21 protein-coding genes and 1 tRNA gene are annotated in these 24402 nt (G+C 50.3%); 17 read left to right on the forward strand and 5 right to left on the reverse strand.

All coding sequences use genetic code 11. From position 1 onward, the window contains the following. The 3 genes from KKG35_01935 to KKG35_01945 form a co-directional block, all read right to left on the reverse strand. A partial coding sequence (locus KKG35_01935) for a 4Fe-4S ferredoxin (protein MBU1736878.1) occupies positions 1 to 452 on the reverse strand: 452 nt, incomplete at its 3' end. Positions 453 to 460: 8 nt separating this feature from the next. Then, positions 461 to 2497: a formate dehydrogenase subunit alpha gene (fdhF, locus tag KKG35_01940; protein ID MBU1736879.1), complete on the reverse strand. Its 2037-nt coding sequence runs from the start codon at positions 2495 to 2497 to the stop codon at positions 461 to 463. A gap of 282 nt (positions 2498 to 2779) precedes the next feature. Then, positions 2780 to 2929, reverse strand: a complete 150-nt coding sequence (locus KKG35_01945) for a hypothetical protein (protein ID MBU1736880.1) — start codon at positions 2927 to 2929, stop codon at positions 2780 to 2782. 236 nt (positions 2930 to 3165) lie between these two features. On the opposite strand from KKG35_01945, the gene KKG35_01950 reads away from it, so the two are divergent. From KKG35_01950 to KKG35_02030, 17 genes are all read left to right on the forward strand, one after another. Further along, complete coding sequence (locus KKG35_01950; protein MBU1736881.1) at positions 3166 to 3720, forward strand: hypothetical protein; 555 nt, start codon at positions 3166 to 3168, stop codon at positions 3718 to 3720. Between the two features lie 355 nt (positions 3721 to 4075). Further along, positions 4076 to 6160 carry an elongation factor G gene (gene fusA / locus KKG35_01955; protein ID MBU1736882.1) on the forward strand — a complete coding sequence of 695 codons (2085 nt, stop codon included), beginning with the start codon at positions 4076 to 4078 and terminating at the stop codon, positions 6158 to 6160. 221 nt (positions 6161 to 6381) lie between these two features. Further along, the gene (locus KKG35_01960) at positions 6382 to 7092 is read left to right on the forward strand and encodes a hypothetical protein (protein MBU1736883.1); all 711 of its coding nucleotides are present in this window, start codon (positions 6382 to 6384) and stop codon (positions 7090 to 7092) included. A 77-nt stretch (positions 7093 to 7169) separates the two neighbouring features. Beyond that, entirely contained in the window at positions 7170 to 7931 is a 762-nt protein-coding gene (hisA, locus tag KKG35_01965) for a phosphoribosylformimino-5-aminoimidazole carboxamide ribotide isomerase (protein MBU1736884.1), read from the forward strand. Between the two features lie 144 nt (positions 7932 to 8075). After that, positions 8076 to 8270 (forward strand): hypothetical protein, encoded by a 195-nt coding sequence (locus KKG35_01970; protein ID MBU1736885.1) that lies wholly within the window; start codon positions 8076 to 8078, stop codon positions 8268 to 8270. Between the two features lie 45 nt (positions 8271 to 8315). Next, complete coding sequence (locus KKG35_01975; GenBank protein ID MBU1736886.1) at positions 8316 to 9209, forward strand: HDOD domain-containing protein; 894 nt, start codon at positions 8316 to 8318, stop codon at positions 9207 to 9209. Then, positions 9206 to 10123 (forward strand): MBL fold metallo-hydrolase, encoded by a 918-nt coding sequence (locus KKG35_01980; protein ID MBU1736887.1) that lies wholly within the window; start codon positions 9206 to 9208, stop codon positions 10121 to 10123. The genes KKG35_01975 and KKG35_01980 overlap by 4 nt, the downstream gene beginning before the upstream one ends. Before the next feature lie 131 nt (positions 10124 to 10254). Next, positions 10255 to 12432, forward strand: a complete 2178-nt coding sequence (locus KKG35_01985) for an ATP-dependent RecD-like DNA helicase (protein MBU1736888.1) — start codon at positions 10255 to 10257, stop codon at positions 12430 to 12432. Then, the gene (locus KKG35_01990) at positions 12419 to 12847 is read left to right on the forward strand and encodes a hypothetical protein (GenBank protein MBU1736889.1); all 429 of its coding nucleotides are present in this window, start codon (positions 12419 to 12421) and stop codon (positions 12845 to 12847) included. The genes KKG35_01985 and KKG35_01990 overlap by 14 nt, the downstream gene beginning before the upstream one ends. Positions 12848 to 13021: 174 nt before the next feature. Continuing rightward, a complete protein-coding gene (locus KKG35_01995; GenBank protein ID MBU1736890.1) occupies positions 13022 to 13558 on the forward strand; it encodes an RsbRD N-terminal domain-containing protein in 537 nt (178 codons plus the stop codon). A 50-nt stretch (positions 13559 to 13608) separates the two neighbouring features. Next, positions 13609 to 14667 (forward strand): sulfate reduction electron transfer complex DsrMKJOP subunit DsrM, encoded by a 1059-nt coding sequence (gene dsrM / locus KKG35_02000; GenBank protein ID MBU1736891.1) that lies wholly within the window; start codon positions 13609 to 13611, stop codon positions 14665 to 14667. Positions 14668 to 14756: 89 nt separating this feature from the next. Next, on the forward strand, positions 14757 to 16358 hold the full coding sequence (locus KKG35_02005) for a (Fe-S)-binding protein (protein ID MBU1736892.1): 1602 nt from the start codon (positions 14757 to 14759) through the stop codon (positions 16356 to 16358). After that, entirely contained in the window at positions 16351 to 16731 is a 381-nt protein-coding gene (dsrJ, locus tag KKG35_02010; GenBank protein ID MBU1736893.1) for a sulfate reduction electron transfer complex DsrMKJOP subunit DsrJ, read from the forward strand. Before KKG35_02005 ends, dsrJ begins: the two co-directional genes overlap by 8 nt. After that, on the forward strand, positions 16731 to 17558 hold the full coding sequence (locus KKG35_02015) for a 4Fe-4S dicluster domain-containing protein (GenBank protein ID MBU1736894.1): 828 nt from the start codon (positions 16731 to 16733) through the stop codon (positions 17556 to 17558). Before dsrJ ends, KKG35_02015 begins: the two co-directional genes overlap by 1 nt. Positions 17559 to 17569: 11 nt before the next feature. Beyond that, positions 17570 to 18739, forward strand: coding sequence for a polysulfide reductase NrfD (gene nrfD / locus KKG35_02020; GenBank protein MBU1736895.1), 1170 nt, complete (start codon positions 17570 to 17572; stop codon positions 18737 to 18739). A gap of 125 nt (positions 18740 to 18864) precedes the next feature. Next, entirely contained in the window at positions 18865 to 21207 is a 2343-nt protein-coding gene (cysS, locus tag KKG35_02025; protein ID MBU1736896.1) for a cysteine--tRNA ligase, read from the forward strand. Between the two features lie 200 nt (positions 21208 to 21407). Then, a tRNA-Arg gene (locus tag KKG35_02030) sits at positions 21408 to 21484 on the forward strand. Positions 21485 to 21839: 355 nt separating this feature from the next. Here the strand turns inward: KKG35_02030 and KKG35_02035 are convergent. Both KKG35_02035 and KKG35_02040 read right to left on the reverse strand, forming a co-directional pair. Continuing rightward, on the reverse strand, positions 21840 to 23123 hold the full coding sequence (locus KKG35_02035) for a cytochrome ubiquinol oxidase subunit I (GenBank protein ID MBU1736897.1): 1284 nt from the start codon (positions 23121 to 23123) through the stop codon (positions 21840 to 21842). Continuing rightward, positions 23120 to 24190, reverse strand: coding sequence for a hypothetical protein (locus KKG35_02040; GenBank protein ID MBU1736898.1), 1071 nt, complete (start codon positions 24188 to 24190; stop codon positions 23120 to 23122). Before KKG35_02040 ends, KKG35_02035 begins: the two co-directional genes overlap by 4 nt. Positions 24191 to 24402 lie beyond the last annotated feature (212 nt).

A 24402-nucleotide genomic window follows, 5' to 3' on the forward strand; every position in this document is an offset into this window, starting at 1 on the left:
CCGCTCTTGGTGGCGTTACAGAAGCAGTTCGGGAAAGGATTGTTGCAGTTCAGACCGATCAGAACCGAGTTTTTCCGGCGGGCGAGATAGTGGGGATCGGTGGTGTTCTGCAGAAAGCTTACGTCCATGTAAAGGATTGCCGAAAGGTCACAGGAGCGGACGCCGAAGTACACGGTCGGCTCAAGGGTATTTGTGGTGTGCTTGAATTCGTACTTGTCCGGAGTGGCGACCGTATAGGTGAACAGGATTTCACTCTGGGGGAACATGAACTGTTTTAACGAGTTCTGTGGCTGGCGGTCGAGGTCGAACGACAGGGAGTCGACAGTGTCGATCGGGCTGAACAGGGTGTCGCCGTGACGGTTGGTTCTGGGGCCGATCAGCCGGTACTTTTTGTTCAGCTTTCGGAGAAACGGGGTGAGGTGGTCTTTTTTGAGGATCAGTTTGTCGGTCATGATCTGGTTTAGTTCCCGGCTGGAATTTTATTGATTCTGACTGCGCAGACCTTATATTCCGGACAATTGGCCAGAGGGTCCCAGGTGTCGATACACAAGGCGTTGATCGGCGACTCGGAAAAATGAAACGAGGTGTAGAGTGACCCTGGCTGCACCTGGTCGCTGATGGAAGCGGCAACCGGGATCGCCCCCCGCCTGGAAATAAGTTCGACAATCTCGCCGTTTCTGATCTGCATTTTTTCCGCATCGCTTTTATGGATCTCAAGCAACGCTTTATCGCTTTCCCGATTCAGGGCCGCACTCTTCCGGGTCATGGTGCCGGTATGGTAGTGATGGTATATCCGCCCGGTGATCAGGGTGAAAGGGTAATCCTGATCCGGGAGTTCGCTTGGCGGCACATGATCGGCCGGGACAAAATGGCCGCGTCCCCGGGTGAAATAGTATTTATGCAGGAATTTTGTCCCGGTATGGCTCCGATCCCAGCAGGGCCACTGCAGACCCCAGGAGGAGTCGAGCCGGTCGTGGTGCATGCCTCCGTAAATGGGGGCGAGCATCGCAATCTCTTCCATCACTTCTGCAGGGGATTCGTAGTCCATCGGATAGCCGAGTCTTTCGGACAGGGCGGTGATGATATCCAGGTCGGTTCGGCAGCCCCCGATAGGAGGAATGGCCTGACGGACCATCTGCACTCTTCGTTCGGAGTTGGTGAAAGTGCCTGTTTTTTCGGCAAAGGAGGCGGCAGGAAAGACCACATGGGCCAGTTCTGCGGTCTCGGTCAGGAAGATGTCTGAAACCGCCAGGAAATCCAGCCCGGTCAAGGTTTCTTTGACCTTGGAAAGCACAGGGTCGCTGAGCATCGGGTTCTCGCCCATGATGAACATGGCCCTGAGCGCGCCATTTTTCCCGCCATGGGTCATTTCCATTAGCGACAACCCGGGCTGTGCGGAAAGTTCGGTGTTCCAGGCCTTTTCGAACTTCTCTCTGAAATCCTGGTTGTTGACTGGTTGGTAGCTTGGATAAACATTTGGCAGGGCGCCCATGTCGCAGGCGCCCTGAACATTGTTCTGGCCACGCAGGGGGTCGACCCCCGTGTCTTCCTTCTCAACATTGCCGGTCAGCATGGCCAGATTCGCCAGAGACTGGACGTTTCTGGTGCCGCAGATGTGCTGGGTGATACCCAGGCAGTAGCAGATTACAGCTTTCTGCGCCTGGGCATAGAGTTGCGCCGCCTTTCTGATCTTTGCCGGATCAACTCCGGTAACGGAAGCGACTTCGTCAAGGTCAAGGCGGAACAGCATGTCGCGGAGCTGATAGTAATTTTCAGTGCGCATCTCGATAAACAGGTCATCGACCAGGTTTTCGTCGAGAATAATGCGCATCATCCCGTTCAGCAGGGGAATGTCTGTTCCCGGGCGAAGGTCCAGATGGATATGGGCGAACTCGGCAAGTGGGGTTTTGCGGGGGTCGATAACAATCAGCTTCGCCCCTTTGTCAACGGCATCAAGCATTCGGCGGGCCACCTGGGGGTGGGCTTCGGTGGTATTGGAGCCGGAAACCAGGATGACTTCCGCGTTTTCAATCTCGTTGATTGAATTGGTCATTGCCCCGCTGCCGAAAGTGGTGGCAAGACCTGCCACCGTCGGGGCGTGTCAGAGGCGGGCGCAATGGTCGATATTGTTGGTTTTCATCACGGCGCGGGTGAATTTCTGGAGCAGGTAGTTCTCTTCATTCGTGCACTTTGCCGAAGAGAGAACGCCAAAACCTTTGTCGCCTTCTCTGATCCGCATTAATTCCTTTGCGGTGTAATCCAGGGCTTCATTCCAAGTGGCAGGCGCCAGGGCGCCGTTTTTGCGGATCAGGGGCTGGCTAAGGCGTTCTGGTGAATGGATAAACTCGTGGATGTGCCAGCCTTTGACACATAAATTATTGCGGGAAACCGGATGATTGCGGCTGGCGCTTGAGCCCCGGATCATGCCATTGCTTTCGTGAAGATACAAGCCGCAACCGCAACCGCAATAGACACAGGTTGTTAAGGTGTCGCCCATGATGCCTGCTCCTTCGTCCGGCTTCCCGGTTCTGGTCAATCAGGGTGCCGTGAACCTTAATGATTTAAAGCGAAAGGGTCTCATCATTTTTCCTGGAGATGAGAGGCGGGTCTGATTCCTGCTTGTTGGCCAAAGTACTGGCCAGCTCTTTTTGTAGTCTATATCTGAATGATTATCTATAGCAATGATTTATAGCAAATACCGGGAGATGAAAAGGGCAAAAAAAAAGAAGCCCGGAAAGTAACAGTTTCGGGCTTCTTCAGGGAAAGGTGGGGCGCGGGGTTATTTTGAACCGCAGCGGCAGCCGCACCCGGATTTTTTGCTTTCTTCCTGCTTGACCATGGCAGAGGCTTCACCGCAGGCCGGGCATTTTTTCGGTTTACAGCGTCCTTCTTTGGTCTCACCACATTTTTCACACTTAAAAATCGCCATCGAGTTCTCCTTTGCTGGTTGGTTAAAAAAAGCCCTGAAACTGAGAGGTCATTGTAACTGATAACGTTTACTGAACTGATTTTTAAACATCGATTTTCAGGTTGTCAAGTGACTAAAAAAATGTAATAAGGCCCGAATATTTTTTTTGCCTGGCAAGTTTTGAACTTTATCAATAAGATAGTCACATCATGCAAAACAGGCGGATCTAAACGAAAACATAATTGAAAGGTGTTGATATGCTGGTGAAAGAAAATTGCACTCTTTACAGCGGCGGACTTCAGGGTGCCGAAACTTTTTTTGGTGAGATGGCCGAGAAATGGGGGGTAAAGGAGGTCAACTTCACCTTCGACGGGCGAGTCCCCAACAGGGATCGTAACCTGGTTGTTATTTCCGAAGAGGAGCTCAGGCGCGGCGATATCAGCATGGAACTCGCTTCCAAGATGATGAACAGGAATTATTACGGGGCGGAAAAGATCCGCAAGGTGCTCCAGACAATTTTTCATATGGTCAATAACGGCCATCAGATTTTTGTCGTGGGAACAATCCAGAACGACAATACGGTCAAAGGCGGGACCGGATGGGCGGTGGAGCTTGCCAAGCTGTTCAATCGGCCTGTGCATGTTTATGGACAGGTCAGAAAAGGCTGGTTCACCTGGCGGGAAGGTGCGTGGCATGAAGATGACCCAAGAATCGAGCACGATACATTTGTCGGTACCGGGACCAGACACCTGACTGATAACGGGCGGCACGCTGTTGAAAAGCTGTTTGCCGATTCCTTCGGGAGTCGTTGATCCAACAGTGAGAGAAGGGTTCCGCGCGGACACTCATTTGCCTCCAACTCGGCCTGCCTGAAAAACTCTCCGTTTTCCTGTTTGATACAATCGGAAAACCGGGGAGTTTTTGTCTTTGACGGCTGCTGTTTTTTCTTGACAGCATCAGGGCTTACGGTTAAATGTACCCGTTCTCAAAATCAGCCTTCCATTGAAACATGGCTGGTTGTTTATAGATTCGATATTGTCAGCCCCATCAGCGGGCTGTTTTATTTGGAAGGCATGAGTGGAACGCAGGTCGTTCACGGTGTCGGTGCTATCAAGAAAAACCGGTTTAAAATTTTTTTAGGCGAACCGCATTTAGAGGTTGTAGAAAATGAGCGACGATCTGGCAAAAGTTAGGAATATCGGGATCAGTGCCCATATCGATTCGGGCAAGACCACCCTGACCGAGAGGATCCTTTATTATACCCAGAAGATCCATGCGATCCATGAAGTCCGGGGCAAGGACGGCGTGGGTGCAAAAATGGATTCGATGGAACTTGAAAAGGAAAGGGGGATCACCATTGCCTCCGCTGCAACTCATTGCACCTGGAAGGGTCACGATATCAACATTATCGACACCCCCGGGCATGTTGACTTTACCATTGAGGTCGAGAGGGCTTTGCGCGTGCTTGATGGTGCGGTCCTTGTTCTCTGCTCGGTGGGCGGGGTGCAGTCCCAGAGCATCACCGTAAACCGGCAGATGACCAGATACAACGTCCCCCGGATCGCATTCATCAACAAGTGTGATCGGACCGGAGCAAACCCTCTGCGGGTAACCAACCAGCTTCGGGAGAAACTCCAGCTCAATGCGATCAGACTCCAGCTGCCCATCGGGCTCGAAGCGGATTTGAAGGGTGTGGTTGATCTGGTGACCATGAAGGCTGTTTATTTCGAAGGCGATAACGGGGAGATCATCCGCGAGGCGGAGATTCCGGCAGAACTCATGGCGGATGCCGAAGCAGCTCGGGAAGAACTCCTTGATGCCGCTTCCATGCACTCCGACGAGCTGATGGAAGCGGTGCTCGAAGGAACACCAACCCCGGCAATGATTCGAGACGCAATAAGGCGCGGGACTCTCGCCTTGGACATTACACCGGTGTTTGTCGGTTCCGCCTATAAGAACAAAGGGGTTCAGGCACTCCTTGACGGGGTGAACAGTTATCTGCCGAACCCGATGGATGTTGAAAATATCGCGCTTGATCTGAGCAACGGGGAAGCCGAAGTCAAGGTAACCAACCGCCCCGAAGATCCGTTGGTAGCCCTTGCTTTCAAACTCGAAGACGGCCGTTACGGCCAGCTCACCTATGTCAGAACCTATCAGGGTGTCCTGAAAAAAGGGGATGCCATCGTCAACAGCAGGACGGGCAAGAAGGTCAAGGTCGGGCGGCTGGTCAGGATGCATGCCGACGAGATGGAAGAGATCGACAAGTCCGGCTCAGGAGACATCGTGGCCCTGTTCGGTGTTGATTGTGCATCGGGAGATACCTTTACTTCAGGGGATCTGAATTACTCGATGAGTTCCATGCATATTCCGGCGCCGGTTATCTCCCTGGCAATTGTGCCGTCGGATAACAAGGCCCAGAACAACATGTCGAAGGCGCTGAACCGCTTCACCAAGGAGGATCCGACCTTCAAGACCTATGTTGATGAAGAAACCAATGAAACCATAATTTCCGGGATGGGAGAACTGCATCTCGAAGTCTATATCGAAAGGATGAAGAGGGAGTATGGTGCAGTGGTCGCTGTCGGCGCTCCTCAGGTCGCTTACCGCGAAACCATTACCAAAAGAGCGGAGTTTAACTACAGCCATAAGAAACAGACGGGTGGTTCCGGGCAGTTTGGTCGGGTGGCAGGATACATGGAGCCCACCACGGATGGACAGGAATACGAATTTGTCGACAGTATTGTGGGTGGGTCGATTCCCAGGGAATTTATTCCTTCCTGTGATAAGGGTTTCCAGAAGAGTCTGGCCAAGGGTTCCCTGGCGGAAGCTCCGGTCACCGGGGTGAGAGTGGTCATTAATGACGGTTCCTCGCACGCGGTGGATTCGTCGGATATCGCTTTTCAGCTTGCGGCCATCGGCGCGTTCAAGGAAGGATATCAGAAGGCAGGCCCGGTATTGATGGAGCCGATCATGAAAGTCTCTGTTGAAGGGCCCACCGAGTTCCAGGGCGGGATCATGGGCAGTATCAACCAGCGTCGGGGTATGATCATCGGCACAACCGAGGAAGGTAATTATACAGTTGTTGAGGCGGAAGTGCCTCTTTCCGAGATGTTCGGCTATTCGACCATATTAAGGTCGCTGACTCAGGGCAAGGCTGAATTTACCATGGAGTTTTCAGTGTATCGCCAGGTGCCGAAGAATGTTGCTGAAGGGATTATTCAGGAACGGATGAAGCAGAAGAAGAGCAATTAACCTGTTGCCCGGAATGATGGTTATCAGGTAGAATCCGCTTGTCTTTGCCGCAAACTGCAGCGCAAGTCGTTATGGTCTCTGCGGGAGGATGTTTTGGTTCTTTGAGCCACTGTTAAATCTATTAATTTGATAAGCACTGTCAGTCGGTCCCGCGGATTTTCAAGAAGTTTCACTTTCGCTGTTTGCGATACTGACAATTGTTTTCATAGGAGATAATGAGCATGCAGAAACAGGATCTTGTCGATAAAAACCCATTGAAAATCTTAGCTCAAACTAAAGAGGGCAAGCCTGTAAGCAAACGGATGGGTCTGGTCACAGCCCGTGCCGGACTTGGCAAGACTGCTATTCTGGTCCAGATCGCCCTTGACAGTATCCTGCGTGACAATCAGGTTCTGCATGTCAGCATTGGTCAGAGACTTGAGAAAACAAAAGCCTGGTACGATGACATCATCAAAGACATTACCGAGGGTGTTAAGCTTGCCAACACTGCTGAACTGATGGCGGATGTTCTTAAGAACAGGCTGATCATGACTTTCAAGGAGTCCGAATTTACCAGGCCCAAGCTGGAAGAAAGATTGAACGATCTGGTCTATCAGAATATTTTCCGCCCTTCGTGCCTGGTTATTGACGGCTATGATTTCGGCGATTCATCAAGGGAGGCTCTTGCTGATTTCAGGGAGCTGATGGAGGCAATGGATCTGCAGATCTGGTTTTCCGCCGTCAGTCATCGTGATGATGATCGGGTGAGTGAAGCGGGGGTTCCTGCACCATGCCATACGCTTGATGATTTGTTTGATACGGTTGTTGTGATCAAGCCGGAAACCGCCAAGCCGAATCTCTCCCTGAATATTGTCAAGGATGAAACCGGCTGCGTGGAAAAAGGTAAGGTGCTGGATCTTGATCCCGCCACCTATCTGGTGAAAAGTACCTGATAAGATGTTTCTTTCTGAAAATACCAACTGAGAACAGTGGTGGGAGGCTTGCGGGCTTTTCCACCATTTTTTTTGCCATGAAATTTCGACCATGCATAGACATTCATGAGGGAAGGGTTAAGCAGATCATCGGCTCATCCCTGTCAGATTTTGATCACGCCGCCCTGCTGACCAATTTTGCCTCTGAGCATCCGCCTGCGTATTACGCAGAGATGTACCGCCGCGACAACCTCACCGGAGGGCATGTAATCATGCTTGGCCCCGGGAATGACGGCGCTGCTGCCGAGGCGCTTGAGGCATGGCCTGGCGGCATGCAGCTGGGGGGGGGCGTCAATGCCGGGAATGCCATGAAATGGCTCGACCGGGGGGCTTCTGCGGTGATCGTGACATCCTATGTTTTCCATGACGGGGCGGTCAATGAAGAGAGGTTGCGAAAGCTTGTCGGGACCGTGGGGGCGGAGCGGCTGGTGATCGATCTCAGCTGCAGGAAGAAAGACGGGCGATATTATGTGGTCACTGATCGGTGGCAGAAATTTACCGAGGTTGAGATTAACCGGGAGGCCATCGCGTATTTTTCCGGATTCTGCAGTGAGCTGCTGATCCATGCAGCCGATGTGGAGGGGAAATGCGAAGGGGTTGCCGTTGATCTGATTGCCCTGCTTGCTGACCTGGTTACTATTCCGACCACCTACGCCGGCGGGGTAAAAGACCTTGCCGATCTTAAACTTGTAAAGGAGGTTGGCAAAGGGCGGCTCGATGTGACTGTGGGCAGCGCTCTTGATATTTTTGGCGGTTCCGGGATCAGTTACCGGGAAGCCGTGGATTTCTGCAGTCGGTAGTAGGAGTCTTTCGCTCAGGGGTGATGATTCTTTACTCGGCATCATGTGAAAAACGGGTGTGTCGGTAAAGGTCCGGACGTCTTGCATTTTGAATCCCGAATCTATAGAATTATTCTGCACCCTGGAATTTACATAAGGTTTTGCATGGAAAATAGTGAAAAGAAGTTGCCACGTACAGAAAACGGAAATGAGCTGGCCGACCTGAAAATCAAGATTTCTCCTGAACTGTACCGGGCGTTTCAACGGTGCACCTGGGTCATAGTGAACGAAACCGGCAGGGGGCAACTTGAGATTATGGATGAAATGGTCAGGGATTTTCTGGTAAAACATGGCTGTTAGGAATTCAGATAACGGATCGCTGCACCCGCCCAAGGGATTAAGATTATGACAGAATCACTGCCGACCAATGATGTGAGGTTCAGGCAGATTCAGGACTATATCGACCGGATGCCGAGTCTTTCGACAACCGTTACGAAAGTGCTGGAAGTGTGCAATCGTCCCAATACTTCTCCCAATGATCTTAACCGAGTGATTTCCCTCGACCCGGTTCTCACCGGTCAGGTCCTCAAGCTGATCAATTCGGCTTATTATTCATTGCCCAACCAGATCACGTCACTCACCAGGGCCATCATTATGCTCGGCCTGAATACCGTTAAAAACCTGGCTTTGAGTACCGCTGTTCTCGGGGCTTTCAAGTCGGATGCCTTTCAGGCCCTGTCCATGGACGGATTCTGGGCCCACTCCATCTGCGTTGGAGTGACCGTAAAAACCCTGGCCGCGAAACTTGAAATTCCAGTGGCCATGCGGGAGGAGTATTTTGTAGCCGGTCTGCTTCACGATCTTGGTAAAATCCCGCTGAACAACTGCTTTTCAGAGGAGTACAGCCGGATATTGAACCTGGCGGTCCTTGAGCAGGGGCCGTTGAAGCGTGCCGAGGAGATGATGCTTGGCTTTGATCATGGTCAGGTTGGCGGAATGATCGCCGGCAAATGGCAACTCAATGAAGCAATTACCGATGTGCTGAGCGACCATCACACTCCGGAAAATATCACCGGGGAGAGAAGTCAGATGGTGATGATGACCAGTCTGGCCAATGTCTATGCCAACATCAATCAGTTCGGTACCGCAGGGGATCAGTATCAGGATGAATCCCAGCTTTCCTGGCTGTTGGAATCACTGGGTCTTAAATGGAGTGACCTGCAGGCGATGGAGGGGACGGTCAGGGCTGAAATTGAAAAAGCACAGATTTTTCTCCAAATCTCAGAGGAGGCGTGGTGATGCAGGTTAAATTCTGGGGAGTGCGGGGGTCTATTCCCTGCCCCGGGCCCGATACCGTGAAGTATGGGGGAAACACACCATGTATAGAGCTGCGAATAAGGGAGAGCGGAAGGCTTATTATTATTGATGCCGGATCAGGGATCCGGGAACTCGGCAATTATATGATGGCCCATGACCTGCCAAAAGGACCGATCCGGGCCGAACTTTTTCTGACTCACACCCATTGGGACCACATCATGGGATATCCGTTTTTCACCCCGATCTATATTCCGGGCACCGAGATCAGGGTCTGCGGGCCGGTGAACCATGAGGAGGACAGCCTGGAGGGAATAGTCGGCGGTCAGATGTCATACCGTTATTTCCCGGTCCGACATCTGGAGCTGGCGGCAAAGATTAAATACACCAGCCTGAAGGAAGGGAAATTCGATCTGGGAGAAGGGATGGTTCTTACCACCAAATATCTGAACCATCCTGTGTTATGTCTGGGCTACCGTTTTCAATACAAGGGAAAGGTGTTCTGTACCGCATACGACACCGAACCGTTTCAGAACCTTTTCACCACAGATATCAATGATCCCTCGTATGACAAAGACATGGCGCAGGAAGGAAAGGCTGTGGCCGATGAGCAGAACAAGGCCATTGAAGATTTCTTCAAGGGCGTCGATGTGCTTGTTCACGACGCGCAATACACCAAACGGGAGTATAAGGAATCCAGAGTGGGCTGGGGGCACAGCTCGATTGAGCATACGGTTGCTGCGGCAAACCGGGCCGGGGTCAAGAATCTGGTGCTTTTTCATCACGAGCCTGGCCGTTCCGACAAAGAGATCGACAGGATCGCAGAAGAACTCCATGCCGGCAAGAAATGGTCAACGAATCTGATCTTTGCCCGGGAAGGGATGGTGATCGATGTGTAGTTTAAAGTATCCCCGCCGGCTCTGATTTATTGCGGTGATCCCTTCCCCTTGATTTTTCCCCGCCATCCTTTTCCCCGGTAACACCGGTTTTTTTCTATACTTCCTTTCCCATAGTTTCTATACCTATTCCCATGAATGCGGATAATGCAAAAGGCGATGAAGCGGCACTTGAGGGGATCCTGGAGAGAATCACCTTTCACAGTGAAGAAACCGGCTTTACCGTTGCCAGGTTGAGAGAGGATGGTGGAGCGGGTGATCTGAAGACGATCGTCGGCACTTTCTCTTCTCTTGCCGTTGGTTCGTCACTCTCACTCATTGGAAAATGGGAGAAAGATTCACGTCATGGCGAACAGTTCAAAGTCGAAAAATGCACGATAGTACGCCCCAGTACATTGAAGGGTATTGAAAAGTATCTCGGTTCGGGGTTGTTCAAAGGAATCGGCCCTGCTTATGCGGGGAGGATCGTCAAGCGTTTCGGCATAGCGACTCTTGAGGTTCTTGACAAAGAGCCGGGGAGACTGCGTGAGGTTCAGGGGCTGGGGCGCAAGAAAGTGGCGGGGATCAAAAAAATCTGGCAGGAACAGCGAAATGTCCATGAGATCATGGTCTTTCTCCAGAGCCATGAAATATCTGCAGCCTACGCGGTCAAGATCTATAAGGTTTATGGTGATGCTTCTTTAGCCGTCGTTCGGGAAAACCCGTATCGTTTGTCGGAAGATATCTGGGGCATCGGGTTTCTGACCGCGGATCGGATTGCCAGGTCGGTGGGAATGGCAATGGACGACCCCAGGCGTGCCAGAGCAGGCGTTCTTTACACTCTCAACGAGGCTACGGGGGAGGGACATTGTTTTTTGCCGGAACATGAGTTGCTGGAAAGAAGCAGTCTCCTTCTGGCGATGCCTGTCGAACTGATAATCCCTCATCTGCCGCAGTTGGTCGCCGAGGAAAAGCTGGTCTTGGCGGACAAAAGGGTCTACCCGGCCAATCTTTATGCGGCCGAGACGGGCAGCGCAGCAAATCTGCTCAGAATTGGCGCCGGCACGCCGGTCTGGTGTGGTATTGATTGCGAAGCTGAAATTGTAAAAGTGCAGAAAGAGATCAGTATCGCTCTTGCCCTGGGCCAATCCGAGGCTTTGCAGGCGGTTCTGGAAAACCGTCTTACCGTCATAACCGGTGGCCCGGGGACTGGGAAAAGCACCATTTTAAAGGCACTGGTAATCATTCTGGAAAACAAAGGGTTCAATGTCAGCCTTGCCGCCCCCACCGGCAGAGCTGCCAAGAGACTTGGTGAGGCAACGGGCAGAGAAGCCAGAACGATTCATCGCCTCCTTGAATTTGATCCTTCCATAAACGGATTTAAGAGAAACAGAGACAATTGTCTTGATGCCGACCTGGTGATTGTTGACGAAGTGTCGATGCTTGACATCATCCTGGCCAATGCCCTGTTGAGGTCGATTTCCGCAACCGGTGCGCTGGTGTTGGTCGGTGATGCCGACCAGTTGCCCTCGGTCGGGCCAGGGAATTTCCTGAAAGATATCATTGAATTCGGCCGGATCAAGGTGTCCCTGCTTACCCGGATATTCAGGCAGGATGAAGGAAGTCTGATCAGCATTAATGGGGCCCGGGTTAACCGTGGAGAGCCTCTTGAGCTGTTGCCTGACTTCAAGGGGGAGAAAGATTTTTATTATATTTCCCGGGAAAATCCCGATGAGATAGTAAGAGAGATAACCTCTCTCTGCGGCGGCAGACTGACCGTGAAATATGGCTTTGATCCGCTGAAGGATATTCAGGTCCTTTCGCCCATGCGGAAAGGACTTGTTGGAATTGACAACCTGAACAGCAGTCTGCAGGAGGTTTTGAATCCAGGCAAACAGGAGGTACAAAAAGGGCATGTAAAGTTCAGGGTTGGTGATAAAGTCATGCAGTTGCGTAACAATTATGATAAGGATGTATTTAATGGTGACCTTGGTTTCATCGAAACGATTGACGAGGATGAGCAACTGCTGATCCTTGATATAGAAGGAAGGAAGGTCAGGTATGAGATGTCGGAGCTTTCCGAGCTCCAGTTGGCTTATGCCATAACCGTTCACAAGTCTCAGGGTTCTGAGTTTCCGTGCATCATCCTGCCTGTCCACACTTCCCACTATCCTCTTTTGCAGAGGAACCTGGTCTATACCGGAATAACCCGTGGCCGGCAGCTGGTGGTGATTGTGGGAAGTCGCAAGGCACTTGGCATTGCCATCCGCAATGATCAAGTGATGCAGAGAAACAGCGGGCTGAAGGAGAGACTGGCTGATGGTTGTCTATGAGATCAAAAGACCGACTCCGGTAGTGACCCCTCCCACCCCCAAAGTGGCCGGTCGTGATGTTGACCCCGTATTTGATATTGAAATGGCATCCCACGTCAAGCGCTTTGAAAGGGTCTATGAGTCTTCACGGGGGAAGCAGAAAAAGCAGGAAGATGAATATTCTCAGGGCGACAGGCCGCAGGACACGGTCCGGGAAATGGTCGACCGGGTGAATCGCAACCTGGAAAAACACGGAATTCTCGTTCATCTGGTTCTTTCCAGAGACGAAAACGGGTTTTCCGTCGATGTCTATGACTGTACCAGCAACGAAGTGTGCGAGGTCATCCGTGACATGGTAATCGACCTGAATGACCTCCCCGCCCTGATCAGAAAGCTTCAACAGGAAACAGGTTTTATCGTCGATACAGTTTCCTGAACGTCACGCCATTTATTTCATATAGGAATTCTTCCTGAATAATCTGCGATTTCTCCTGCCTTTTTCTTGTTGAAAAAAGAAAACAAACATGATAGGAATTCTGCTCGGCGAATGAATCGTCATTCATAATTTCTGGCCTTGTTTCTGGGTCTGTTGTTTTACCGGAATTTTTTTATGCAGCTTTTGCAGTTGTTCAGGGAGAAGGAGGGGGGGATTGTAAAAAAATGGGTCGACCATATTTTTTCCGAGTTCCCTTCTGAGTCACTTAGATTTCTTAACAATAAATCTGATCGATTTGCCAACCCGCTGGGGCATAATTTTACTGCAGGGCTGGCAGAACTTTTCAGAGCCCTGGGGTCGGATGTGGATGTAGATATCACACCCGCCCTTGAGCAGTTGATGAAACTAAGGGCGGTTCAGAAAGAACACACCCCTTCCGAGTCGTTAAGCTTTATTTTTGAAGTAAAAAGAATCTTCAGGAGCGAATGCCGCAAGGAGTGGTCCGCTGAGCTTGAACAGCAATGGCCTGATTTTGAAGCCAGGGTGGACAAGCTGGCTCTTCAGGGTTTTGATCTGTACATGGCCAGTCGTGAAAGGTTGTTCAATGTCCGCATGCATGAACTGCGAAGCGGACGCGGTGAAATAGTTGATCGGGCGAGATGTCCATCCGCGATGTTGCGGGAAGAGATGAAGTTGAAGGAAAAAAGTTAATGACAGCTAAACCATTAATCACAGTTCAACTAGATGCGAGGTAACAGTAAATGAAAGTCCTGAAAGCTTTAGGTATTGTCCTGGTGCTGATGGCGTTGGCCTATGTGGGCGTTATGTTGCCCGGCGGGCGAACGCTGTTCGGGGTCGTCTTCCCGTACCTGGCCCTGGCCATATTCATCATCTTCTTCATCGCCAAGGTGGTGGGCTGGGCTAAGTCTCCTGTACCATTCAGGATCCCGACCACCAGTGGCCAGGCGAACTCTCTGCCGTGGATCAAACAGAACAAGCTGGATTGCCCTTCAACCACTGCAGGGGTGATCGGCAGGATGGTGCTGGAGATCTTCGCTTTCCGGTCACTGTTTAAAAACACCCGGGCGGAGATTCACGAAGGACCGAAACTTGCCTACGGGAGCAGTAAGTTCCTCTGGCTGTTCGGGATCATGTTTCATTATTCGTTCCTGTTGATCGTTCTTCGCCACCTGCGCCTCTTCACCGACCCGATTCCCGCTTTTGTTCACGCGCTGGAATTTGGCGACGGTTTTCTGCAGGTGGGGGCGCCCACCCTGTACATTACCGATCTGGTATTCATCGGGGCGCTGACCTTTCTTTTCCTGCGTAGACTTGTTCTTCCCGCTATCCGCTACATATCCCTGCCGGCAGATTATTTTCCGCTTTTCCTGATTCTCGGCATCGGTATCACCGGGGTGTTGATGCGGTACTTTGTCCGGGTTGATGTCGTCAGCATCAAGATGCTGACTCATGGTCTGGCAACTTTTCAGCCGGTTATATCTGAAAATGTCAGCGGCCTATTCTTTGTCCATCTTTTTCTGGTCGCGTCCCTTCTTGCCTATTTCCCATTCAGCAAGTTGATGCATCTGGGCGGGGTGTTTTTAAGTCCGACCAGGAATCTTGCCAACAACAGCCGTATGGTGAGACATATCAATCCCTGGAATGATCCCTCCATCAAACCCCATTCTTATGCCAGTTATGAAGATGAGTTCCGGGAGTTTATGGTAGATGCGGGTCTGCCTGTCGATAAAGAGTTGCCGCCAGCGCCAGCTGAGGAAGTGGCTCCAGCGGAAGGTGGAGCGTCGGCGGAATCTGAATGAGCATGAAAATCAGCTGATAAGGAACTACGAAAATGGCAGATACTAAAGTTGCACAAATGAGTGAGAGCGTTGCGAAAGACCCGTCGCTGATGACGGGCGCCGTCCCGAAGAAGGACTGGATGGATACGCCGGCAGTGTTCAAGCCGGGGAACTACTGTTACCCGGGCAAGGAAAGCATGGCAGCGTATCATGGCAAAAATCTTCCCGGGAAATTCGGTCCGGCTCGCGTCTGGGATGTTGAGAGTGATGACTGGAAGCTGGTGGATAACTGGCAGCAGATCCTCCTCGAGGGGATGAAGGAGCGGCTGGAAAAGTTCCGTTCTTTCAAAATCTTCATGGACTGCTGTGTGCGTTGTGGTGCCTGTGCCGACAAATGTCACTTTTTTCTTGGCACCGGAGACCCCAAAAACATGCCGGTACTGCGGGCCGAACTATTGCGGTCGGTCTACCGGAATGATTTTACCACCGCCGGAAAAATCCTTGGCAGCCTCGCCGGCGGCAGGGAGATGACCTTTGAGGTTCTTAAAGAGTGGTTCATGTATTTCTACCAGTGTACTGAATGCCGGCGTTGTTCAGTATTCTGCCCCTATGGGATTGATACAGCCGAAATTACCATGATGGGACGTGAGCTTCTCCATCTGGTCGGAGTCAATACCAACTGGATCCTTGAGCCTGCGGCAAATTCCAACCGGACAGGGAACCATCTCGGTCTCCAGCCGCACACCTTTAAAGAGAATGCTGAATTCCTTCTTGATGATATCGAGGAAGTGACCGGCATAAGACTGAACAGCCTTACATTCAACCGGAAGGGAGCTGAAATCCTTTTTGTAATTCCTTCGGCCGATGTATTTGCAGATCCCGGCATCTTCACCTTCATGGGCTATCTGCTTCTTTTCGATCATATCGGTCTGGATTATACGATCAGTACCTATTCTTCCGAGGGTGGCAACTTCGGGCTCTTCACCAACAACGAGCTGATGAAGAAACTGAACGGCAAGATGTATGCCGAGGCCAAAAGACTTGGGGTTAAATGGATCCTGGGCGGTGAATGTGGTCATATGTGGAGAGTTATCCATCAGTATATGGATACCATGAACGGCCCTGCCGATTTTCTTGAGGTCCCGAAATCACCGATCACCGGCACCGTGTTTGAAAACGCCGCTTCCACCAAGATGGTTCATATCAGTGAATTTACTGCCGATCTTATCAAGCACGACAAGTTGAAGCTCGATAAGTCCCGGAACGATCACCGGATAGTCACTTTCCATGATTCCTGTAATCCTGCCCGGGCCATGGGTTTGCTCGATGAACCACGTTACATACTTGAGAATGTTTGCAATAATTTCCACGATATGCCTGAAAACACAATCCGGGAACAGACTTTCTGCTGCGGTAGCGGCACCGGTCTGAACACCGGTGAGATCATGGATCTGAGGATGCGGGCTGGTCTGCCGCGCGCCAACGCGGTAAAGTACGTTGAAGAAAAGTACGGTGTCAATATGCTTGCTTGTGTTTGTGCAATTGACCGTGCCACTCTTCTGGCCCTGATGCAATATTGGAATCCGAACGTTGAGGTGTGCGGTGTTTCCGAATTGGTCGGAAATGCTCTCATCATGGACGGGGAAAAAGAGAGAGATTCCGGACTCCGGTTCGAGCCTCTCGCAGCAAATGAGGGTGAAACAGATGTATGATAAAGGAAAGATCATAACCGGTCTGATCGTCTTTGTGGGCCTGATCACATTCCCGATCTGGTACGGTTTCGGCAGTGCCGGCCATCTGCCGAACCCGGAGAAGCCGAAGAACGCCAAGGAATGTGTAGAAGCAGTGGATTATATGCGTACGTCTCATATGCAGCTCTTGAATGAGTGGCGGGATGATATTGTCAGAAGTGGCGGGACCCGTGCTGGGATTACCCATGACGGGACTGAATATATTCGGAGTCTGCAGAAGGGTTGCATGAAGTGTCACACCAACAAAGCAAAATTCTGTGACGAGTGCCATACCTATACAGCTGTAAAACCTTACTGCTGGGACTGCCACATCCAGCCTAAGGAGGCGAACTGATGGATAACAGCAGAAGAAAATTTCTTAAACTGGCCGGAGTTTCAGCAATAGCCGGCATTGCAGCACCTGCAGCATTCAATTCCTTGTTGAAAGGCGAGGCATTTGCTTCAGGCGGCGGTAGCGGCCACGGGGAAGATAAAGCGCCAACCGGTAAGCGATATGGATTTGTAGTGGATGTTCAGAAATTCGCCGCCGATAAAGATCTTGCCCAGCGCTGTATCAATGCGTGCCATACCACCCATAATGTCCCGGACTTCGGGAAGGACAACAAGAAGGATGAGATCAAATGGATCTGGACGGAGACCTTTGGTCATGCATTTCCCGATCACAGTCAATATAAAAAGAATACGCAGCTTGTCGATCTGCCGATTATGACTTTCTGTAACCATTGCGACAATCCTCCTTGTGTAAGGGCTTGTCCGACCAAGGCGACTTTCAAGAATGCTGACGGAATGGTGTTGATGGATTTTCATCGTTGCATCGGGTGCCGGTTCTGTATGGCGGCCTGTCCCTATGGGGCGAGGAGCTTCAACTGGCGGAATCCCGCAGTTAAGAATGAAGACGGATCATACAAGTATATTCGTCGCCCGAATCTTGATTTTCCCACCAGAATGCGGGGTGTGGTCGAGAAATGCAATATGTGCGCCGAGAGACTGGCCGAAGGCAAACAGCCTGCCTGTGTCGATGCCTGCCGGCCAACTGACGGCATTATTTTTGGCGACTTGAATGACCCGAATTCTGAGGTGTCAAAGGTTTTGAGGGAGAAATTTACCATTCAGCGGAAACCGGCGCTTGGGACCAAGCCGTCGATTTTCTATATAATATGAGGTGAAAAGTCATGATTGAAAAAGCACTATCTGGAAACAGATTATACTGGACATGGCTGGCTATTCTCCTCGCCATAATGGGTGTGGGGGGCTTGTGCTACGTTCAGCAGTTCAACTACGGTCTCGGGATAACCGGTATGAGCCGGGATGTCTCATGGGGACTGTATATTTCCCAGTTCACCTTCCTGGTTGGAGTTGCCGCCGGAGGAGTTATGCTGGTGCTGCCTTACTACCTGCATAATTACAAGGTGTTCGGGAGGATTACGATCCTGGGTGAATTCATGGCCGTGGCAGCGGTTTCCATGTGCCTGATGTTTATTCTTGCCGATCTCGGTCAGCCGATGCGGGCATTGAACGTTCTTCTGCATCCGACTCCAAACTCTATTCTTTTTTGGGACATGATCGTTCTGAACGTCTATTTGTTCCTGAATATTGTTGGTGGCTGGGTGATTCTGAATGCTGAGAAAAAAGAGGTTCCCCCGCCGAAATGGGTCAAGGCGCTCATCTATATTTCAATTCCCTGGGCGATCAGTATCCATACGGTTACGGCGTTTCTCTACTGCGGTCTTCCAGGACGTCATTACTGGTTGACTGCCATTCTGGCTCCACGCTTCCTGGCCTCAGCTTTTGCGGCCGGTCCTGCCCTGCTGGTTATCTGTGCGTTGATACTTCGACGCTATACTGCATTTGATGCTGGTAAAGAGGCAATCAACAAGTTGGTGACGATCATCACTTATGCCGCGATCCTGAACTTCTTCTTTGTCGGACTTGAACTCTTTGTCGGATATTACAGTAATATTCCGGGACATATGCATACTTTGGATTATCTCTTTTTTGGCCATGAAGATGGTGGAGTTCTTTATGATAATCTGGTTGGGCCGATGCGGTTCTCAATGTTCATCGGCATGGCAGCAACCATTGCCCTGTTGTTCCCGAAAATGCGTGACAGTTACTGCAAAATCGGCTGGCTCTGCGGCGCTATCTTCCTTTCTCTATGGATTGATAAAGGGCTTGGCCTGGTTCTTGGCGGGTTTGTGCCTTCCCCGCTTGACTATTATGTCGAGTACTACCCAACGGCTATTGAGCTAGGCATCACCGCCGCAGTGTGGGCAACAGGCGCCTTTATCCTGACCGTACTTTACAAGGTGGCCATTTCGGTTAAGCTGACCAAAGAAGCATAAAGTAGATTTTGACCTGAAGGTCATTTTGTCGATTAAAGCAAGCCTCCCATCGGGAGGCTTGCTTTTTTAGTTTCCAGGAATTAAGAATAGGTTCTTTTCCTTCAAGATGAGCAGATATAGGGCAGATGAAAAAATACAGCAATATTCTTTCCAGGATCGGCAATACTCCATTAGTCCCTATTCAGAGGCTGAATCCATACAAGAATGTGTTAATTCTTGCGAAGCTTGAGTCATTTAATCCGGGAGGTTCGGTTAAGGAGCGTATTGCTCTCAACATGATCGAGACCGCTGAGAAGAGCGGCGAACTGACGCCGGACAAGATTGTCCTTGAAGCAACCAGCGGCAATACAGGCATCGGTCTGGCGATGGTCTGTGCTGTCAAGGGCTATAAATGTCAGCTGGTCATGCCGGAATCAGCAAGTATTGAACGGCGCAAGATCATGACCGCCTATGGAGCGGAAATTCTTCTCACTCCAGCCAAAAGAGCAACGGATGGAGCGATTGAACAGGCTTACGCCATGGCCCGGGAACACCCTGACCGTTATTTTTTGACTGACCAGTTCAATAACGATGCCAACTGGCAGACCCATTACCAGCATACCGGCCCGGAAATCTGGGAGCAGACCGATGGCAAGGTTACGGATGTTGTTGCAACTCTTGGAACCACAGGCACCGTGATGGGGATCTGCCGTTATATGGCGGAACATCACCCTGAGGTGAAAGTGACCGCCATGGAACCGTTTCTGGGTCATAAGCTTCAGGGTCTGAAGAATATGAAGGAGTCATATAAGCCCGGGATATTCAAGCGAAATGAACCCTTTCAGGTGATCAATATCCCTGATGAAGAGGCTTTTAGTAAGGCCAGACAGTTGGCGGCCAGGGAGGGTTTGTTTGTCGGGATGAGTTCCGGAGCGGCCATGTGTGCCGCTCTGACCAGAGCTGCCCAGATTGAGAAGGGCCTCATAGTTGTTATTTTCCCGGATGGCGGCGAGAAATATCTTTCCACCCCGCTGTTTAGTGCAGAACAGGTCAAGGAGGAGGTGGAGGTTGTATCCCGGCTCAAGTTTTACAATACCCTGTCGAAGCGCAAAGAGCTCTTCAGACCTGTAAATCCCAAAACGGTAACTTTCTACACCTGTGGGCCGACCGCGCATGAGCCGGCCAATCTGGGCCATTGTCGACGCTTTATTCATTCCGATCTTGTGAGTCGCACATTGAAGTACCGTGGCTATGAGGTGAAGTTCTTCATGAATTTCACAGACCTCGACGACAACACCATCAGAGGTGCCGAGGAGAACGGTCAGTCTGTTGCCGATTTCACTGCTGGATATATCAGCCAATTCAAGCAGGATATTGCAGCTTTAGGGGTACTCCCTGCTACCGAATATCCCAAGGCTTCGGAACATGTCAACCGGATGATCGATATGTCCCGTGACCTCGTGAAAAAAGGTTTTGCTTACGAAAAACATGGCTCCATCTATTTTGATATTTCCAAATTTTCCGGGTACGGGAGGCTTTCCGGTATCGATCTCAGCAAGATCCAGCATGGGAAAACCGTTGATCTGGATGATTATGAGAAGGACAGCCCGGTTGATTTTACCCTGCTTAAAAGATCAGCCCTTACTGAGCTGAAGAGCGGAATATATTTTGAAACCGAATGGGGAAAGATGAGACCTGGCTGGCATATTGAGTGTGCGGCGATGTCTTGTCATTTCCTTGGTGATACTATTGATATTCATTCCAGCAGTCGGGATCTGATGTTTCCGCATCATGAGAACGAGATCGCCATTGCCGAGGCACTCAGCGGCAAACCGCTGGCCAATTTCTGGCTGCACAGTGAGCTTGTGCTGGTAGAAGGAAAGAAGTTGAGCCGGGGGGCAGGGAATCTCATTACCCTGAAAGATCTTGTTGCTAAAGGATATTCAGCCCGCCAGGTCCGGTATTATCTGTTACGAACGCATTATCGTAAACCCATCAATTTTTCTTACCGGAAATTTGATGCAGCCTTGGCAAGTTTGAAGAGGCTCGACGAATTCTGCATCAAGATTCTGTGCCTTCCACCTGACTTGCCCCATCCTGAAGTGGCCGCTTATCTGACAGAGCTTGAGGAAAGGTTTTTTGCAGGACTCGATGATGATCTGAACGTCTCAAAGGCTTTTGGAGCCTTGTTTGACTTCGCCAAGAGGGTCAACCCTATTCTGGAAGCAGGGCGGCTTGATCGGGACCAGAAGGCGTATATCCTTGATGCGTTAAGGCGGATCAATTCGGTGCTCAATATTCTGAAACTTGAGGAATGTCCTTTGGCCCCGGAAATTGACAAGCTCATAAAAGAAAGGGAAGATGCCCGCCGGAACGGTGACTGGGTCAAAGCTGACGGGGTTCGCGATCAGCTTGCCAGTCAGGGTATTGAGGTGATTGATACTGCGAAAGGGACGACGGTCTGGAAAGAGAAGAAAGGTGGCAAATAGGACAGGCGGCAGACATTTTTTGGATTGGGATGGCAACTGATTTGTTTACGGTGTTAGTTAGCAGGCTGCTTTTCGTCTTAACCGTTTTCAGGACTCTGAGTTGAATGAAGCATAATGGCGTAAGTTCAAACAATAAGAGTTGCAAAGTCGGGAGTGAAGTGCTAAAAAAAGCAACTTCTGAATGAAGGTTTATCCAGGACGCGCCCGTAGCTCAGCCGGATAGAGCACCGGCCTTCTAAGCCGTAGGTCACAGGTTCGAATCCTGTCGGGCGTACCAATTGAATTTTCTCTTCCCATCTAATATGGAAGGACCGAGAAGAATACACACTGTCCTTCGGCCTCCTTGTCTACTGACAACCCTGTCGTGCTTACCAAATATGATTTTACCCGGTGACTGAATTTATCCAGGACAAAGGTAGGGTCTTTCTTTGTCCCTCAGCACGCCGTGTTTGTTGGCGAGGGCTTATTACTCTTTATAGAAGAGCGCTCTGCCCGTGCAATGCTATTGAGGAATGTTGCGAATTCCATAAAAGGGAGTGCTAAAGCTGTTCACATGACATCCAGTAGAAAAAGATACGGATGTAAGTGGAATAGTAACGAAAAACGCCCCGGGGATTCCGGGGCGTCTTGTTTCATCTCTCCAGATCACTGAAGATAAAATGGGTGAGGGCTTCTGCTTCCTTCGCGGTAGCGATAAAGGGGGGCATGTATGCTCTTTTATTTCCCATACTCTCATAAATAAAGGTCATGCCTTTGGGTTTCATGCCTTGGGTCAATGAGGTGATGTTGTTGAACGGACCACCGACGGAATGGCAAGAGAGACAGAGAAGATCAAAGACCTGTCTGCCTGTTTTGCTCATGTTTTCGTCTTTAATCTCCCGGGTATCGACCCATTTTGCTGTATGCAGAATTCCAGCATCTTTTACTGCATCGATCTCAGTTTTCAGAATCGTGTTTGAGTACATGAAGTTATGAATAATATACGGTCTGCGCCCGCTTTCGCGGATGAATTCAAATGAGCCAAGATAAAAGAGGCCGAGTACCAGCATGACTGCTGCCAGACCCCGGTTGATGTTGGCAGGCATCTTAATTGCCATACCGAGGCCGCCAAGAATAATCAGAGGTGAACAGACAATGAAAATCTTGATTACAGGTTGGATGTCGGGCATGTTTTTAAAAATCAATTCGTGCATGTCCGGGGGCAGGGCGCTTTTGTACCACCATGCGGAAGTGAGAAAGAGAACAAAGGGGGCCAGAAGCCACTTGGCGCAATAACGGACAAGGGTTGTTCTCAGAGCATCATCTTTTGACCATGAAGCGGTAAGGAAGCCGAACAGGCCTGCCAACATGATGGCGAGAAAGAATCTGAAAAAGAGGGACGGCCAAAACGTGGGATGAAAAAAACCGTGCCAGAAATTACCAGTGATTAGCCATTCGCCCGGGGTAAGCATGAAACCTACAATGCCGTTGATCACAAACAGCGATAAGAACGCTGCGGCAAAATATATCCAGCCGATGGTCAGATGGGTCCTGTTGCTGATTCGGTTGAATGTTTTGTAATAGATAAACAAGGAAATGATCTCGACCAGGAAAAAGACCCACTCGGTGGCCCACGCAAAAACAAAGAGATGGATCAGTTTAGAAGTTGCGGCCGGATTTAGAACCGAGATTGTGAACCAGATACCTACTCCGGTCAAAGCCCCGAGCACCATGGTGAGTAGAACAAAAAGTCGGGTGTGTTTATAAACATACCCTAGGATACTTGGACTGTTTTCACGCAAGCCCTTATGTTCCGTAAGCACCAGAAAAAGTCCGCCGCCGATCGCGAAATGGGAAATATAGACATGAAGAGTCGCAATCAGGGCAATAAGAAGACCGCCACCGGCAAAGTCTAGTTGCCATACTGGATAGTTCATGACTTACCCTCCATTTCACTGCAGACTTTTTTCATCATCCACCATATCAGCCAAATTGCAAAGAGTAGGGCGGTAGAAAAGATGATGAACGGACCGTACACCGGATTGACTGGTAGCTCGGAGATGTTAATGTAATCCTGCAGATAGCTGTTGCGAGCGATTTCACGGGCAACAGTCATCATCATGATGGTTGCGAGTGTCCACAGTGTAGCTTTATAAATTCGATAAGATTGAGCATAAATCACTGACAGGGCACAGAATGCAACGGAAGCGATTATCATTATGAAAAAAGCTTTGCCGGCCGGATCAGGCGTAATAATAATATTGTTTTGCAGGGCGCTCAGGAACCAGAAGCCCACGCCAAAATTGATGATGGTGCTGTAGGTGAACCAGTTGCAGCCGTATGTAATTCGCTTTTTGCGAGTTTCTTGGGTCAACCCCTGATCACGGTCTGAAAAAACTGCCAGGGATAAACCTCCAACGGCGATCGCAGACAAGATAAAATGAAGATATCTGGGAAGCAGGGCTGAGTCGGAAAGATTCAACATCCAACCGCCACGGCAGGAAAAATATCCGAGCCAGCTTGCAGGATCCTGCATGATGCTGATGTTGTTTGTGAAGAAAAAAGAGATCAGCAGAAACATGGCGATCGGCAGGCCGAGCAACAAGGTCTGGTGACCGCATCTCTCAAACTGGAAATTGTATAAGTATACCAGATAGTAACTGATGATAAGAAGGACCACGATAGTCAACCAGAAAGCGGCCATGAGGACTGTGCTGGTATAAAAAAATTGGCCGTATAATGTCTGGAGGAATAAGAGGGGGGCAACACCGAAATTTATCGTAAATGCCAGCGAGTAGGGGAGGGTCCGGACCAGATCTCTGCTGAGAGAATTTTGTTCTGTGTCAACGCCGGCCGGTGGCCCGGCAAGTGCAATGAAACCGGAGCCCAGCATAATGTTCATTGCCAGAAAATGAAGAAAAGTGGTTGCTATGAGAAAGATCTGCAGCCAGACCCAGGAAACCGGAATTGCTTCCGGAGGCGGCATCAGGGAAATAGGATCCATTGCTCGCTCCTCAAATTATGATTTGAAATTCATGAAATATACTACTGTGATATTAATTCTATTGGAAGGGTAAAGCAAAATCAAATTGCGGTTGTATCTGAGTAGAAACCAAGCCTGTTACTCCCTGTGACTGGCGGGGAGGGTAGAAAATGTCACGACCCTAGCTGTGTTCATTTTCATTATGAAAAAATTGTGCTGAGCGTGTTGTGAAA

It is taken from the genome of Pseudomonadota bacterium (genome assembly GCA_018823285.1).
Taxonomy (GTDB): Bacteria; Desulfobacterota; Desulfobulbia; order Desulfobulbales; family JAGXFP01; genus JAHJIQ01.